Origin of the sequence: Terrimonas rubra, from assembly GCF_042686025.1 — a bacterium.
Lineage (GTDB): Bacteria > Bacteroidota > Bacteroidia > Chitinophagales > Chitinophagaceae > Terrimonas > Terrimonas rubra.
In genome coordinates this window covers 275,786-292,428 of record NZ_JBHUOZ010000001.1, presented here as the reverse complement: position 1 = coordinate 292,428, position 16,643 = coordinate 275,786, and the positions used below count along the sequence as shown (strand labels likewise).

Below are 16,643 nucleotides of genomic sequence, written 5' to 3'. Positions count from 1 at the left end.
ACGATATGAGATTTGTTTTTATCATAATAGCTTTTATATGTTTTAGCAGCGCTACTGTGGCGCAGACAACCGTGCAGCAATTGTTAACGGAGCAACAGTCGCACCCTATCGGTATTGCTACCACGCAGCCACGGTTCAGCTGGCAGCTGGCATCGGCACAACGAGGAGTGAAACAGTTGAGTTATGAGATACTGGTGGCTAGTTCCAGGGCAAATCTGGAACAGGACAAAGCGGATATCTGGCAATCCGGTGAAGTAAGATCGGACCTGTCCATATTAATTCCTTATACCGGCAAGCCGCTGGCCTCAAATGTATATTACTACTGGAAGGTAAAAGTAAAGACCAGTAAAGGTGAAACAATAGAGAGCAAACCTGTGTTCTTTACAGTAGGTTTTGTGGACCCCAAAAACTGGAAGGCCAAATGGATCGGTTATGATAAAGCTTTTGCCTGGGATAGTGTAACACAATGGTCCCGTTTATCGGCCCGTTACTACCGTAAGGAATTTGGTACGGCTAAGAAAATTAAAAAGGCCTATGTTAATCTGGTAGGACTGGGTATGTATGAACTGCTGATCAATGGTAAAAAGATCGGCGATCAGGTACTGGCGCCTGCGCCTACCGATTACCGCAAAACAGTATTGAGTAATACTTTTGATGTAACGGAGCATATCATACAGGGTAAAAATGCCATTGGCGTAGCACTGGGCAATGGCCGTTTCTTTACCATGCGCCAGAACTTTAAACCACAAAAGATCAACACTTTTGGTTTCCCTAAACTGCTCTTGCAGCTGGATATGATCTTTGAAGATGGTACCAGACAAACCGTTATTACTGATGAAACCTGGAGGTTTACTGCTGATGGCCCCATACGCACCAACAATGAATATGACGGTGAGGAATATGATGCTACCAAAGAACTGGGGAACTGGGCCCAGGCTGCTTACAACGATGCAAAGTGGCTTAAGGCAAATATCGTACCTGCACCCACTGGTGTGATTACCCCACAACCTAACCGGCACATGAAAATAATGCAACGTATACAACCGGTTGCTATTAATAAAATTAACGGTGATAAATACATTCTGGACATGGGCCAGAACTTTGCCGGCTGGTTACAATTAAAAGTAAAAGGTGAGAAAGGCCGTAAAGTAATGTTGCGTTTTGCTGAAAGCCTGCAGCCGGATGGTGAATTATATACTGCCAACCTGCGTGATGCCAAAGTAACCGATGTCTATACGTTGAAAGGAGAGGGAGAAGAAACATGGCATCCCACATTCGTGTACCATGGTTTCAGGTATGTAGAAATTACCGGATGGCCGGGTACACCTGTAACCAGTGCCTTTGAAGGACACCTGGTATATGACCAGATGCAAAGCACCGGGAATATCCGGACAGCTAATGAAACCATCAATAACATTGTAAAAAATGCCTGGTGGGGCATTGCTTCCAACTACAAAGGCATGCCGGTTGATTGTCCGCAACGCAATGAACGGCAACCCTGGCTGGGCGACAGAACACAGGGGGCTTACGGTGAAAGTTTCCTGTTTAATAATGGCGCTTTGTATGCCAAATGGCTGGACGATATTCAGCAGGCACAAACAGCCGAAGGCGCTATACCCGATGTAACACCGGCTTACTGGAACTATTACAGCGACAATGTTACCTGGCCCGGCGCTTATATCTTAATTGCGGAAATGCTGTACCATCAATTCGGCGACCAGCAGGTACTGGTGAAACATTATCCTTCCATGAAAAAATGGATGGATTATATGCGCGGCAAATACTTAAAAAATAATATCCTGACCAAGGATAAATATGGTGACTGGTGCGTACCGCCGGAAGACCTGAAAATGATAAAATCGCAGGACAGTACCCGCACTACCAATGGCCAGTTGATTGCTACAGCTTATTACTACCGGTTATTACAGATCATGAAAAACTTTGCCGTGATCACGGGTAATAAAAGCGATACCCTGGCTTATGTAAAACTCTCGGCAGATATAAAAGATGCTTTCAATAAAAAATTCTTCAAAGCAGATGCCGGCCTGTATGATAACGGTACTATTACTGCCAACTTATTACCACTGTATTTTGGGATAGTGCCCGCTAATAAAAAAATGCAGGTGGTGGAGACCATTGCCCGAAAATTAAAAGCCGATAACATGCATATCAGTACCGGCGTGATCGGTACACAATGGCTGATGCGGGGACTAACACAAAACGGCCTGGAACAGGCAGCTTTTACCCTGGCATCTAACCATACCTATCCCAGCTGGGGGTATATGATACAGCAGGGTGCTACTACCATCTGGGAATTATGGAACGGCAATACGGCAAACCCGCAGATGAACTCACAGAATCATGTGATGTTACTGGGCGACCTGCTAACATGGTTATATGAAGAAGTAGCCGGCATTAAAAACCATACACAAAGTGTGGCATTCAAAACAATAAGTATGAAACCAGCTTTGCACCAGCAATTGCCCCATGCCCAGGCTACTTATCAATCTCCCTATGGTACAATTGTTTCGGATTGGAAAAATGATAAGGATATTTTTACCTGGAAAATAAATATACCGGCCAATACTACAGCACTGGTGCAGGTGCCGGTTAAAGCGCATGCCAATATCATGGAGTCGGGCAGGCCGGCCAATGAGGCCGATGGTCTGCGTTTTGTAAAACAGGAAAAAGGTTATGCCATATATGAAGTGCAGAGTGGGGAATATGCTTTTGAATCAAAATGATGAATGGAATTATGACAGTAAAATATATTATTACAACAATAGCCTTGTTTGGTATAGTGGTGGTAAAGGCGCAAACAGGCGACGAGCAATCGTTGAAGAAAGCGGCTGAATGGACACAGGCCTTACAGTTAAATAATGCAGCAAAAGAACAGGCCGTACAGCAGGCTATCGCCAGGCATTTAACGGCGGTAAAAAACTGGCATGATGCACATCCTGCTACTATTATACCTGATGGTATTAACCCGGCTACTGGTAACAAACTGAGCGACCTGGATAAACAGGTGATACTCTGCAGCGCCCAACCGGCTGCCATACGTGATAGCCTGTTAATGGTATTACAGGCCAATCTGACGCCTGTACAGGTGGAGCAGGTGCTGGATGCCTATACTGTAGGCAAAGTGGCATTTACCATAAAGGGGTATGAAGCCATTGTACCCGACCTGACTGAGAAGGAACGTGCAGAGATCACCAAACAATTAAAGCTGGCAAGGGCTGAAGCCATTAACTATAAGAATATGAAAGAAATATCGGCCATCTTTGAAATATACAAGACCAAATGCGAACAGTATTTAAATAATAATGGTCGAAATTGGAGGCAATTGTATAAAACTTATACCGATAAAATAAAAGCGGAGAAAGCGGCGAAAGGAAAGAATTGAGAGCATAGTATTCGGATAGTAGTATTCAGAAATTAGTATTGAGATAAGAATAAGAATAAGAATAAGAAACAACTGGCTATATTAACATAGTTATATATTGAATTATGAAAAGGATCGTATCATTAGTATTGTTGGGCATTATTTGTCATACAGCCTGGGCGCAAACAAAATGGAAGGATGGTATTTTGGTGGATGAATTCATTTATACCAAGGCTGCCTTTCCTTCAGCACATGCTGCCACCATTGTAGAAACGCCCAAGGGGCTGATGGCGGCCTGGTTTGGTGGGGCCAGGGAAGGTGCCCCGGATGTTGAAATTTATATGAGCAGGCTGGAAGGCGATGGGAAGTGGACGGCACCGGTTTCCATCGCGAATGGTATTATTAATGATACCCTGCGTTATCCCTGTTATAACCCCGTATTATACCAGGTGCCCGGTGGTGAGCTGATCCTGTTTTATAAAGTAGGCCCTAAAGTAGCGGCCTGGGTGGGTTGGATGAAACGTTCCTTTGATAATGGTCACACCTGGACTAAACCTGAATTATTACCGGATGGAGGTTTGGGGCCCGTGAAAAACCGTCCGGAGATGATCGGTGATGAACTGTTCTGCCCTTCGAGTACCGAAGTAGACGGCTGGAAACTGCATTTTGAAATAACAAAGGATAAAGGTAAAACCTGGCGTAAGATAGGGCCGCTGAATGATGGCAAAGAGATCAGTGCTATTCAGCCTAGTATATTACGTCATGGTAAAAATAAATTACAGGTATTATGCCGCACCCGCCAACAACATATAGGTCAGGCATGGTCTTATGATGGTGGTCAGACATGGACCGGTGTAACCCTGTTAAAAGCGTTACCTAATAATAACTCGGGCACGGATGCCGTTACCCTGAAAGACGGACGCCATCTACTGGTATATAACCATGTATTGCCCGATACTACCTGGGTAAAAGGTAAAGGCCCGCGTACACCCTTGAATGTAGCACTTTCTAAAGATGGTAAAACATGGCATGCTTCACTGGTGCTGGAAGATTCACCCATCAGCCAGTACTCATACCCATCCGTTATTCAATCAAGCGACGGTATGGTACATATTGTGTATACCTGGCGCAGGGAGAGGATCAAATATGTGAAGATCGATCCGTCGAAACTGAAGATGAAAAAAATAAAGAACCAGCAGTGGCCCGGCGGGCAGGCTAAGTTAAAGGAATTTGTGATGGAAGAATAAAGGTCAGCGGCCTTACCGTTGTAAACGATTAGTTTTTGTTGTATGAATAATTTGCCCGTTATTGACCTGTTGATCATCGGAGTGTACCTGGTGGCCATGGTATGGATCGGTTTTTATTTTTCGCGTAAAAATAAAAGTGCCGAGCAGTTTACAGTGGCTTCCGGTAAAATACCCGGATGGGCTATAGGCTTATCTATTTATGCTACTTTTTTAAGCAGCAATACCTTTTTAGGTGTGCCGGGTAAAGCCTTTGGTGGTAACTGGAATGCTTTTGTATTCAGTTTATCCATGCCACTGGCGGCATGGATAGCGGCAAAATACTTTGTTCCTTTTTACCGGCGTACAGGTGAGGTATCGGCTTATACCAATTTGGAAAAACGTTTTGGTCCCTGGGCAAGAACATATGCAGTGGTCTGTTTTTTATTAACACAGTTTGCCAGGATGGGTTCTATCTTTTTCGGAATGGCGCTCAGCCTGCAGGCCCTGACAGGTTTTTCGATGGCGTCCATTATGCTGGTGATGGGCATCTGTATTATTTTTTACACCGTGCTGGGTGGTATTGAAGCAGTGATATGGACAGAAGTAGTACAGGGCATTATTAAAACACTGGGAGCAATACTGATATTATACCTGGTGATAAAAGAGATACCGGGCGGGGTGAATACCATACTGGAGATAGCCGGTAAGGATGATAAGACAAGCCTGGGAAGTATGTCATTCAACTTTACGGAATCAACCTTTTGGATGGTATTGTTGTATGGCTTCTTTATTAACCTGAATAATTTTGGTATGGACCAGAATTATGTACAGCGTTATCATACGGCCACCTCGCAAAAACAGGCTGCCAAATCGGTATGGTTATGTGTGGCATTATATGTACCGGCTTCTTTATTGTTCTTTGTTATTGGTACGGCGTTGTATGCTTATTACCAGGTGAATCCCGGTATGATTGAAACAGTGAAGCTGACTACTGCTGCCGAAAGGCTGGGTAGTGAAGCAGGCGCGGCACAGATCAGTGCCCTGGCGGCGCAACTGCAGCCGGCTGATTATGGTGATAAGGTATTACCGCATTTTATGGTCACTACTATTCCCCAGGGGCTGGTAGGCCTGATTGTTTCGGCGATACTGTCGGCGGCCATGAGCACCATTAGTTCAGGTATGAATGCATCGGCCACGGTGTTTACGATCGATATTTATAAAAAGTACTTTAATAAGAACGTTTCAGAGAAAGGACATTTACGAACGCTCTATATAACAACGGTACTGGTAGGCCTGATCGGTTTGTGTACCGGACTGGCAATGATAGGCAGTAAAAGTGTACTGGATGTATGGTGGGAGTTGTCGGGCATTTTTGCCGGCGGTATGCTGGGCCTTTTCCTGCTGGGTTTGATCAGCAGGCGTACCAGGGGGCAGGAAGCATTAACAGCGGTTATCATTGGGGTGATCGTTATTCTGTGGATGAGTTTTTCGGACAGGTTACCGGCAAACTATGCCTTCCTGAAAAATCCGCTGCATAAAAACATGATCATTGTGGTGGGCACTTTAACCATTTTCCTGGCGGGTATATTGCTCACAAAACTGCGTAAGAAAACAAACGACGACCGCATTCATCATTCATAACTTATCATTCATCATTCATTAATGAAACTTTATAAAACAAAAACAGGTATCATAGTTGGTCATGAAGATCGTTACTATCTCCTGCCAGGAACGGATTGGGATACGCTCATCAATCAGCCCGCATTATACAACTGGTTACAGGAGACCATTGCTGCACTTCAACCCTATGCTGATACTTTTACATCCGATGATTGCCTGGTGCCTATTGGCTCGCAGGAAGTATGGGCTGCGGGGGTGACCTACCTGCGCAGTAAAGTGGCAAGAATGGAAGAGAGTAAGGAGAGCGGCGGTGCCACTTTTTATGATAAGGTATATGATGCAGAAAGGCCCGAGATATTCTTTAAAGCCAACCCGTACAAGGTAGTTCCGCATCAGGGTAAAGTACGTATACGGAAGGACAGTAACTGGAATGTTCCCGAGCCGGAACTGACACTTGTCATCAATAGCAACGGTGAAATTGTGGGCTATACCATTGGTAACGATATGAGCAGCCGCAGCATTGAAGGTGAAAATCCCTTGTATTTACCGCAGGCTAAAATGTACGATGGCAGTGCTGCTGTTGGTCCCTGTGTGTTGGTTACGGCTGCGCCGATCGATCCGGCAACATTGATCTCTATTTGCATCATGCGTGAAGGAGTAACGGTGTTTGAAGGCAATGTAACCATTGATAAAATGAAAAGAAAACATACGGAACTGGTTGAGTTCCTGTACCGGGAATATAGTTTTTCCACCGGTGCTTATTTAATGACCGGTACGTGTGTGGTGCCCGACAACGATTTCACCTTACAACCCGGTGATGCAATACAAATAACCATAACCGGCATCGGAACATTAATCAATACAGTTGCATAAACATACACTTATGGTAAACGATAAAAAATTTGTCCCGGTAATGATCACACCTTTCAACCTCAAAGCCAAGGTTGACCTGGACGCGGTCTCAGCACTGATAGATTTTTACCTGGCAGCAGGGGTGAAAGGTTTTTTTGCCAACTGCTTAAGCAGTGAAATGTTCAGTATTTCTGAGGACGAACGCCTGGAACTTACACGGCATATTGTACAATATGTCAATGGCCGTGTGCCGGTGGTGGCTACCGGCTCCTTTGGCTTAACCATTGAAGATAAGGCCGTTTTTACCCGGCAGATATTTGATACAGGCATTGATGCCGTGATCATGATCACCGGGCATTTTGCCAAAGTGAACGAAGCGGATGATGTGTTATTACGCAATTTTGATACAATGCTGTCGCTTACCGGCAATATTCCTTTAGGGATGTACGAATGCCCTGCTCCTTACAAACGTATACTCAGCGCCCCGGTATTTAAACAACTGCTGGATACCAACCGCTTTGTATATCATAAAGACACGTCCATTTTACCTGGAAATGTAAAAGCCAAACTGGATATTGCAAAAGATAATACGATGCTTGAATTTTATGATGCGCATACGCCTAATGCTATGTTCTCATTGCAGAACGGGGCCAGGGGTATGTCCTCCATCTCCGGCAATTTTTATCCCGAAATACTGGTATGGATGTGTAATAACGCGACCGACCCGGCACGGCAGGAAGATGTTGCATGGCTGCAAAATGAGTTAACGGCCGTTGACCCCCTGATACATATTGCTTATCCCATGGCGGCTAAATACTTCCTGGAGAAAAGAGGTTTGCCGGTAAGGCAGATCAGCCGTTCGCATATTTTACAGTTAACACCGGAGCAAAAACAAACACTGGACGATATTCATGCAAAATTTTTGCATTGGTGCGAACGTTTACAAATTAAGCCGGCAACGGTTTGATCCCGGCTGTAGTGCCATTGGCATCGTTCCTTGCGTCGCACACTTGTACTGCATGAACACAGATGAGCATTTGGAGGTTTTTTTTCATTGTTAATTATTAATTACTAATTACAAAATGCGATTGTTATTTTTTATAAAACTGGCGTTGTGTTTAGTATGCTGTATTCCTGCATTTGCGCAAAACAATAACAGCGACAACCAGTTTAAAAAAACGCTTAAGGAAGTACTGGATGATATTCAGAAAAAATACGGCGTTAAAATAAAATACGATGAAAAAGCGGTGAAGGATAAATGGGTAAGTTATGCCGACTGGCGTTACCGTAATGATGTGGACGAAACCCTGCGTAATGTGCTTTCCATCTTTGATATGAAAGTAAAGAAGGAGCAGGAGAAAGTATACAAACTAAGCGATTTTGAATACTACCGCTGGCAGCCACAGGAAGGCTGGGCCGAACTTGACAGGATTGCGGCACAGTACAACAACCTGCATGAGTGGGAGGTACGTAAAGAACAATTAAGGGACTGTATAAAGGAGCAATTGCAACTCTCCGCTTTACCGGCACAGCCAACATTAAAGCCTGTTCTTACTACTGTTAGAAAATTTAAAGGTTATACCGTACAAAATATTGCACTGGAAATTTTACCCGGTGTATGGATCAACGGTTCTTTATACAAACCTGAAAAATACAAAGGCAAAATTCCGGTTATATTAAACCCCGACGGGCATTGGCAGGACCATCGTTATCGCGCCGATTGTCAGCTACGTTGTGCAGCGCTGGCCCGTATGGGCGCTATGGCCATCAGTTATGACCTCTTTGCCTGGGGTGAATCGATGTTACAATTTAAATACGAGGACCACCGGCGAAGCCTGGCCATGACCATCCAGGCATTAGGGGCTATCAGGATACTGGATTACCTGCTGGCGCAAAAAGATGCTGATAAAGAGAGAGTAGCTATCACCGGTGGTTCGGGCGGTGGCAGTCATACCGTATTGATGGCGGCTATTGATGAACGCATTAAAATATCAGCACCTGTAGTTTCTTTATCCTCTTATTTCTATGGTGGCTGTCCCTGCGAAAGCGGTATGGATATATTCAGTTGTTCAGGCCGTACCAACAATGTGGAAATAGCGGCTATGGCAGCGCCCAATCCGCAACTGGTGATCAGTGACGGCGGCGACTGGACCGATAAAATGCCGGAACATGATTTTCCTTACCTGCAAAAAATGTATAGCTGGTACAATAAAAAGGATAATGTGGAGAATGTACACCTGCCTGCGGAAAAACATGATTTTGGTATTAACAAACGTACTGCGGTGTACCGTTTTATGGCCAAACACTTGCAACTAAATATAGGGGCTATACAAAATGCAAACGGCTATATTGATGAATCGGCCATTACCATAGAGCCTAAGGAAGCTTTGTACGTTTTTGGTAATAATGGTGAAAAACTGCCTGCACATGCGGTAAAAGGATTTGAGAACCTTGAAAAGCTCTTCTATACCGAGGTGGAGAAAGCAAAGGCGGGCCAGCGTTATAAGATCGGGTTGATTGACCTGATGTTATTAAAAAGGCAAAAACTAAGTGCCATTACTTTAACCGCCGAACTAAAAGCCGATGGGGTAGAAGTGGATATGGGCGGACTGGGTAACAGCCCCACCTTTGATAACCAATTAGCGGTTGATAGTATCAGCACTAAATTTTTACAAACGGCTAAAGAGAATAAGGTTGAAATTTTTTCACTGGCCATGACAGGTTACTATGCCCAGGCATTCTGTACCAGGCCTGAATATAAACAAAGTATTGCCGATTGTATTACTACCATGCAGCAGATGGGGGTAAAACATGCTTTCCTGCCCTTGGGCGTACAATGTGACCTGAAAAAAGAACCCGGCCTGAGAGCTGCTGTGGTAGAGCGACTGAAAGTAGCCGGTAAAATGGCGGAAGATGCGGGGGTAGTGATCGGCATTGAAACAGCCCTCTCAGCAAAAGAAGAAGTACAACTGCTGAAAGAAATTGGCTCTCCTGCCATAAAAATTTATTTCAATTTCTCTAACCCTTTAAAAGAAGGCCGTGACCTGTTGAGTGAATTAAAAATATTAGGCAGGGACAGGATCAGCATGATACACGCTACCAATAAGGACAGTGTGTTATTGCAGGATGATAAGGAGCTTAACCTGTACCAGGTAAAACAAACCTTAGATAACATGGGATGGAGCGGCTGGCTGGTGATAGAGAGAAGCCGGGAAGCGGCAAGAGCCAGGGAGACCAAATACAATTACGGTGCTAATACGGCCTACCTTAAAAAGATATTTCAGCGGTAAGCCGGTTATGAATAATTTAGCCTGTTAAAATACTAAGCGGTTGAATACGGGAAATGCAAAGCTGAAATGGTTTACAGGCGGGTTGTTATTTGCAGCACTATGGGCTTCGGCATCAGCTGCTACTAAAATAGGTTTACTGGTTGCCCAGCCACTGGTGATTGCCAGTGTGAGGTTTGGCATGGCAGCGCTTATCATGTTACTGATAGCCCACCTGCTGATGCGTGAAAAGCTCCCGACGGGCAAACAATGGCAGCAAATTGCCATTTACGGGTTGTTGAATATTACCATTTACCTTGGTTTATACGTGGTGGCTATGAAAACGGTATCGGCGGGTATCGGCTCTTTATCCACGGCCATCAACCCGGTTTTTATGAGTGTGATGTCGGTGTTCTTTCTCAACAAAAAACTCACAGCCACTATTGTACTTGCTTTAGTGATCTGCTCGGCCGGTGTCATCTGCGCAGCCTGGCCACTATTCGGGGATGCTTATGTGACTCCCGGGGGGCTGGTCATTTTATTTGTCAGTATGTTATCCTATTCCATTGCTGCTATCTACTTTTCCTCGAAAGACTGGAAAGGCCTGCACCTGTTCACTATTAATGGCTGGCAAACTTTGCTGGGCGGTATTTTTCTTTTACCCGTTACCTTATTTTATTATGAGCCCGGGCTGAATCACTTTAATCATTCTTTCTGGCAAAGTGTTGCCTGGCTGGCCATACCGGTTTCCATTGCAGCGGTACAAATATGGTTATGGTTGTTAAAAACAGATGCGGTGAGAGCCGGTTTATGGTTGTTTCTATGCCCGGTATTTGGATTTGCTTATGCATCATGGTTGTTAAAAGAGCCGCTGGATATGTATACCATTATTGGGGTGGTGTTGGTATTGGTAGGGTTATTATTGTCGAGGTTTGATGCAAAAAAGAAAGCGGTAAACGGCTAAGGGGTAAATAACTATTTACCTGCTGGTGATGATTTTATTGTACTGTCCTTACGGTTAACATGCGACCCGCTCCGGGGTCGAAAATACTTTCATCAATCGTGCATCTATAAAGTTGTGATGCCGAAGGCATCAGTCCGTATTATCCGTCAAAAGATTTATCATTCCTTCGCAGGATTACGTTATGCCGGCGATAGGAAGCATATCCTGTTACACAAAAAGCTTTCAATATTTTTAGCATATCATTTCCGGGATAAAAATGCATTCCGGTCTTTGAGGAATAAATCAAACTCCTTTGTGTATACATACAATAATACAGAACAAATATATTGTTATGGAGCTATAAATTTTTATCCCGTAGGGATAACATATTTATAGCAAAGCGACAGCGTGCGTTCGACGCCGGCGGGGTCGCATGTTGTTGATAGTAGATGAATGATAAACCAGATTACCAGAAATTAGCTGCCATTAAATGAAACGAAAGGGTATGTGATTTTCCTTATCCCATAGGGATAAAATGTTTATAGCCGAAAAGGCGTAGATGAAACCGACCCCGGCGGGGTCGCATGTTACTGGTATCGTTTAATTTTAATATGATTATTCATTATGTCGCTATTGGTAACCATAATGCCCGACATTAACTTAATCCTATTTTATTAACAGGGCAAGACAAACAACCTAAATACTGGTTATATTTGATTGCTGTTAATATGAATGGCTGACATATTTAAAACACAAAATCACCCATATGGAACCAACAATTCTTTTAGATTCGGTTAACCCTTCCGGTACGCTTCGTGCCATTGTAGAACAAACGGATACTACTGTTTACCTGTACATTCAGCCACATCCCGACCTGGCAGAGCAATATCCTATGCGCAGTAGCTGGGTACGCAATTTAACGGCAGCGCCGGCGGAGTTTGATTATGAGGCCATGCAGCAGGGGCAGGCGCCTTTATTGCCTGCCATACATTGTGCCCATCCTGATGGCGCAACACCAATGGAAGAAGAAGGCCTGGCCCTGGTTTGGACAGAAGCAGAGGATGGCGCATCCCTGTTATATGAGGAAGAGATCATTGCCATTATCCCCGGCTGGAGTTTGTATATGGAAAACCCGGTGACCTATGCAAAAGATTGTATAGCAGAAACCAATACCCTGTTTCCTTTAACTGCCGATAATGTGTTAATTGAGGCAACCTATAAAACAATGGAACTTATTGACCAGTGGACGGAGGACAGTTCGCCCTGGCCTGCTACACAGGAATATATATTGAGCAGTTATGAAAAAGTATTTGGTCCGCACCATCAATACTTTGCCATTGATGGGGGCACCTGGCCGCCCATGGCCCTGGTATCTTTTAAGTATGAAGACCTCTATGTATTTTTGACCATAGGTATTTCGCAACGTCCCATGCCCTGGGTGGATTATTTGTACAGTGATACGGCCACTGCTTATCGCCGGATGGAACTTGGTTTAGCCGTACAGCAATCGCTGGGCGAAGCTTTTGCCATGGAGCTGGCGCAGGGAATTGCCGGCCTGGCAGGCATGCCCTGGCGAAAGATCAGCTGGCTGGGAGAAGGACATACCATTAGTTCCAATGCGGTAAAGCCGCCATTTGAAAGCCTGATCCTTTCTTCGGCCCTTTATAACGGACCCGCATTGCCTTCGCTGGAAATGAATGGAGACAAAGTAAATATTTACTGGGCGCAACCCATTACCCTGGCCGAAAGGGAGTTTGCACATAAAGAACCGAATGGGGGTTACCCATTGATAGAAAAAATGATCAATGCCGATATCAACTGGGTTATTACCGGTAACAGGCCATCGGTAGTATAACTTACTGTAATGAAATAGTAAAATATGACATCATTTTAGTAGATAATTACATTGCAGGGCCTTTTAACTGCCACTAATTTTACTGTATTAAATGAGTGACAGCTGTTTATACCAGAAACAGCGGTTGGTAAAGAACGATTAGCTAAAAAGCGTTTTTTGATTTGCACATGGGCCATTTACTTACCCGTAAAAGCTGTTGAACAGCTTGCAATAACAAACCAGCATCCGGTTAATCAGTGGGGAACAGGTACTGACACAGGCATTTATATTTTTTTTCAACGATCCGGCAACGATTGCGCTGAGCGCACGAAACCGGGCGGCAGGTAAAAGTCAACAACATTTCGCACCTGTTGGTGTGTAACGATATTTATCTTTTTAGTATGGCAATTTTAACAAATCTACCGGGGTTTCTACCCCGGTTTTTTTATGAAAGTCAATAGCAGCCTGCTTATAAGATGATACGGGCCCTGTAGTAGTAACGCTGTTGGTTGTTGCTTGTGTGATGTTACAACAGTAGTATTGCGGGTGCATACTGTATAGCCTGGTACATTTTTCATCAGGGGGTAAACGGTTCCGGGCAGGGATTGCAGCGGTTACCCCGCAGCCGGCGGGTGGTGATGTGGCTGGGGCGAGGAGTAATAGCGAAAAGCCCGGCCCGTACCGGGAATAAGGCGAACGGAACAAGCCGTTCAGTAATTGCTGCAGCCGGTTTCCCGGTACGGGGCCCGCATAACAAAGACTTTAAAGCATGTTACAGTATGCAATAGTAATATATTCCATCTTTATAACTAATACATACATTTTTCAGGCCGGGTAAGGGGCCTACATTTAAGTTTCTAATTGCCTGCTGGTTAAGTGTTACGGCACAGGATTAATATTTGTAATAATGAAACGATTGCCCTTTTGCCTGTTTGTGCTTATTTTACTATTTGCCGGATCATTACGGGCAACAGATATCTACGTATCGCCACAGGGTAACGATAACAACGACGGCAGCATTAATAACCCCTTACAAACCTTACAGGCAGCCATTAAAAAGGCAAGAGCGTTAAGACGTACACAGGCCCCGGGTATACAACAGGGCATCACCATTCAACTGCAAAAAGGAGTTTATCCCGTTTATGAAACCATATCTATTAAAGCCGAAGATGCCGGTACCGCCCAAAGTCCTTTAGTGATCAACGGGGCCGGCAGGGAGCAGACCATCATTAGCGGTGGTATAGCCATAAATAACTGGAATAAATTAAGTTATACCGTAAAAGGATTACAGACTGGTGTACACCAATACCTATGGGTGGCAGATGTGCCGGTAGTAAATGGTATACCCCTGCAGTTTCGCCAGTTATGGGTGAATAACCGTAAAGCTGCCCGGGCAAAATACTTTAATGGTAATACTATGGGGCGTATACTGGACTGGAATAAAACGGATGCCAGCTGTAAGATCTTATTACCGAAACCCATACAAGTAAAACAATCAACACCCCCGGAGTTATTTATACACCAATGGTGGGCCATTGCCATGCTGCGTATTAAACAGGTGAAGTATAACAGGGATACGGCCAGTGTTTATTTTTACGAACCGGAAAGTAAGATACAGAACGAGCATCCATGGCCGGCGCCCTGGATATCGAAACATACGGGCAACTCGGCCTTTAACCTTACCAATGCCATTGAGTTTTTAGATGAACCGGGTGAATGGTACCTGGATTCCACAGCAAAAAAAATGTATTACTGGCCTTTACCGGGCGAACAAATGAACCGTGCAACTGTGATGGCGCCGTTTACAGAAACACTGATCAGCATAAACGGTACCGCAGATAAGCCGGTGCAGGAAGTGTATTTTAAAAACCTGCAGTTTGCCCATACCGGCTGGCAGCGGCCTGCTTTATATGGCCATGTACCTCACCAGGCAGGCATGTATATGACGGAGGCTTACAAGCTAAGGCCGGCAGGAACTGCGGAACGGCCGCAACTGGATAACCAGGCATGGATAGGCAGACCGGCAGCAGCTGTGGAGGTGAACTATGCCAGCCATACAGGATTTGCCAATTGCCTGTTTACCCGGATGGCATCCACAGCACTGGATTACCATACCGGTGTTTATGACAATATGGTAACAGGCAATGTATTTAAAAATATTGGTGGCACGGCCATTATGGGTGGCGTATTTGCTGAGCCGTCAAGAGAAATTCATACTACCTATTTCCCCAAAGACACCAGCCTGTATTGTAACCGGCTTACACTAACTAATAATGTGATAACCGATGTGGCGAATGAGGACTGGAGCTGTGCTGCCATTGCTTTAGGATATACCCGGAATTCAATGGTTGCCAATAACCATATTGAAAATACCTCGTATAGCGGCATTAGTATGGGCTGGGGCTGGAACCCCAACGAAAATATGATGCGGAACAATACGGTAAGGGCCAATCGTATTGTGCTGTATGGTAAACACAATTACGATTGTGCCGGGGTGTATACTTTAAGTGCCCAGCCGGGATCGGTAATAGAAGAGAACTATGTGGACAGTGTGTACAAAGCACCGTATGCCCACCTGCCATCGCACTGGTTTTATTTGTATACCGATGAAGGATCCTCCAATATTACTATCCGGAATAATTATAGTCCTGCTACAAAATACCTGCAAAATAACAATGGCCCCGGCAATAGTTGGGAGGACAATGGTCCGCAGGTGCCGGCAGCCATACAACGAAAAGCGGGTGTTTTAAACAAAGAGTTATTACAATATATACAGGGCTATGATAAAGCTTATGCCATTAACGAAGAGCACCCGGAAGTGATTGAAATTATTGTGCACCGGGATAGCGTATTGAACATACAGCAATTGAAAACCTTTTTGCATCAATACCAGGTAGACAGTAATGCTGTGTACCAATGGAAAAACCGTTTTGTGGTTTATGCACGTATGCAGGATGTGGGCGTGATGGAAGGCCGGATACAGAAACGTTTTCCCGGTACAACCGTAAAGGCATATTACGACCTGTTTTACCAGTACAATAAAAAACAGCATTGCAGTGATAAAGAGCTGGCAGGCGAATGGGATCATTTTATTATCACGGCCAACCTGGTGGCTGATACCAAAAAACAGCAACAATACCTGGAAGATCATGCCACACAATTTGAAAAATGGCCTGAAGTGGCGAAGGGGTTTTGTAATGCCGGCTTCCAGCAATTATTGCTGTTTAAGCATGACAGGCAGCTGATGTTAATTATCAGTGTGCCAAAAGGAAAAACCCTTGCCGAGCTTGACCCTAAAACAACGGAGAATAACCCGAGGGTACATGAATGGAATAAAAGAATGAGCCGGTACCAGGAAGGAATAGAAGGGACAGTGAAAGGAGAAGTGTGGGTGGAGTTGAGGAAACTATGAATGAGGAATTATGAATGGAACTGAGAAATGATAAAGGTTGTTGATATCGAGTATAATATTTTTTGAAATAATAACAGAGAGTTATAAATGATGAATTATGAATGAAAC

General features: G+C 44.5%; 10 protein-coding genes. All 10 read left to right on the top strand.

What is annotated here, in order from left to right:
• The first annotated feature begins 5 nt into the window (after positions 1-5).
• The 10 genes from ACFS6H_RS01205 (at position 6) to ACFS6H_RS01160 (ending at position 16,535) form a co-directional block, all read left to right on the top strand.
• Entirely contained in the window at positions 6-2,744 is a 2,739-nt protein-coding gene (locus tag ACFS6H_RS01205; protein ID WP_386094195.1) for an alpha-L-rhamnosidase, read from the top strand.
• Positions 2,745-2,755: 11 nt separating this feature from the next.
• Complete coding sequence (locus tag ACFS6H_RS01200; protein WP_386094192.1) at positions 2,756-3,403, top strand: DUF3826 domain-containing protein; 648 nt, start codon at positions 2,756-2,758, stop codon at positions 3,401-3,403.
• Positions 3,404-3,507: 104 nt separating this feature from the next.
• Positions 3,508-4,629, top strand: a complete 1,122-nt coding sequence (locus ACFS6H_RS01195) for a sialidase family protein (protein WP_386094189.1) — start codon at positions 3,508-3,510, stop codon at positions 4,627-4,629.
• A 42-nt stretch (positions 4,630-4,671) separates the two neighbouring features.
• Positions 4,672-6,249 carry a sodium:solute symporter gene (locus tag ACFS6H_RS01190; protein ID WP_386094187.1) on the top strand — a complete coding sequence of 526 codons (1,578 nt, stop codon included), beginning with the start codon at positions 4,672-4,674 and terminating at the stop codon, positions 6,247-6,249.
• A gap of 21 nt (positions 6,250-6,270) precedes the next feature.
• Positions 6,271-7,101, top strand: a complete 831-nt coding sequence (locus tag ACFS6H_RS01185) for a fumarylacetoacetate hydrolase family protein (RefSeq protein WP_386094184.1) — start codon at positions 6,271-6,273, stop codon at positions 7,099-7,101.
• Between the two features lie 10 nt (positions 7,102-7,111).
• On the top strand, positions 7,112-8,047 hold the full coding sequence (locus ACFS6H_RS01180) for a dihydrodipicolinate synthase family protein (RefSeq protein ID WP_386094181.1): 936 nt from the start codon (positions 7,112-7,114) through the stop codon (positions 8,045-8,047).
• 115 nt (positions 8,048-8,162) lie between these two features.
• Positions 8,163-10,370: a TIM barrel protein gene (locus tag ACFS6H_RS01175; RefSeq protein WP_386094178.1), complete on the top strand. Its 2,208-nt coding sequence runs from the start codon at positions 8,163-8,165 to the stop codon at positions 10,368-10,370.
• A gap of 40 nt (positions 10,371-10,410) precedes the next feature.
• Positions 10,411-11,310 carry a DMT family transporter gene (locus ACFS6H_RS01170; protein ID WP_386094175.1) on the top strand — a complete coding sequence of 300 codons (900 nt, stop codon included), beginning with the start codon at positions 10,411-10,413 and terminating at the stop codon, positions 11,308-11,310.
• 745 nt (positions 11,311-12,055) lie between these two features.
• Positions 12,056-13,144: a suppressor of fused domain protein gene (locus ACFS6H_RS01165; protein WP_386094172.1), complete on the top strand. Its 1,089-nt coding sequence runs from the start codon at positions 12,056-12,058 to the stop codon at positions 13,142-13,144.
• 886 nt (positions 13,145-14,030) lie between these two features.
• On the top strand, positions 14,031-16,535 hold the full coding sequence (locus ACFS6H_RS01160) for an L-rhamnose mutarotase (RefSeq protein WP_386094169.1): 2,505 nt from the start codon (positions 14,031-14,033) through the stop codon (positions 16,533-16,535).
• Positions 16,536-16,643 lie beyond the last annotated feature (108 nt).

Excerpts from the sequence above, each read along its gene's own strand:
- ACFS6H_RS01205 (WP_386094195.1), top strand. The coding sequence starts at position 6 with ATGAGATTTGTTTTTATCATAATAGCTTTTATATGTTTTAGCAGCGCT.
- ACFS6H_RS01200 (WP_386094192.1), top strand. The coding sequence starts at position 2,756 with ATGACAGTAAAATATATTATTACAACAATAGCCTTGTTTGGTATAGTG.
- ACFS6H_RS01195 (WP_386094189.1), top strand. The coding sequence starts at position 3,508 with ATGAAAAGGATCGTATCATTAGTATTGTTGGGCATTATTTGTCATACA.
- ACFS6H_RS01190 (WP_386094187.1), top strand. The coding sequence starts at position 4,672 with ATGAATAATTTGCCCGTTATTGACCTGTTGATCATCGGAGTGTACCTG.
- ACFS6H_RS01185 (WP_386094184.1), top strand. The coding sequence starts at position 6,271 with ATGAAACTTTATAAAACAAAAACAGGTATCATAGTTGGTCATGAAGAT.
- ACFS6H_RS01180 (WP_386094181.1), top strand. The coding sequence starts at position 7,112 with ATGGTAAACGATAAAAAATTTGTCCCGGTAATGATCACACCTTTCAAC.
- ACFS6H_RS01175 (WP_386094178.1), top strand. The coding sequence starts at position 8,163 with ATGCGATTGTTATTTTTTATAAAACTGGCGTTGTGTTTAGTATGCTGT.
- ACFS6H_RS01165 (WP_386094172.1), top strand. The coding sequence starts at position 12,056 with ATGGAACCAACAATTCTTTTAGATTCGGTTAACCCTTCCGGTACGCTT.
- ACFS6H_RS01160 (WP_386094169.1), top strand. The coding sequence starts at position 14,031 with ATGAAACGATTGCCCTTTTGCCTGTTTGTGCTTATTTTACTATTTGCC.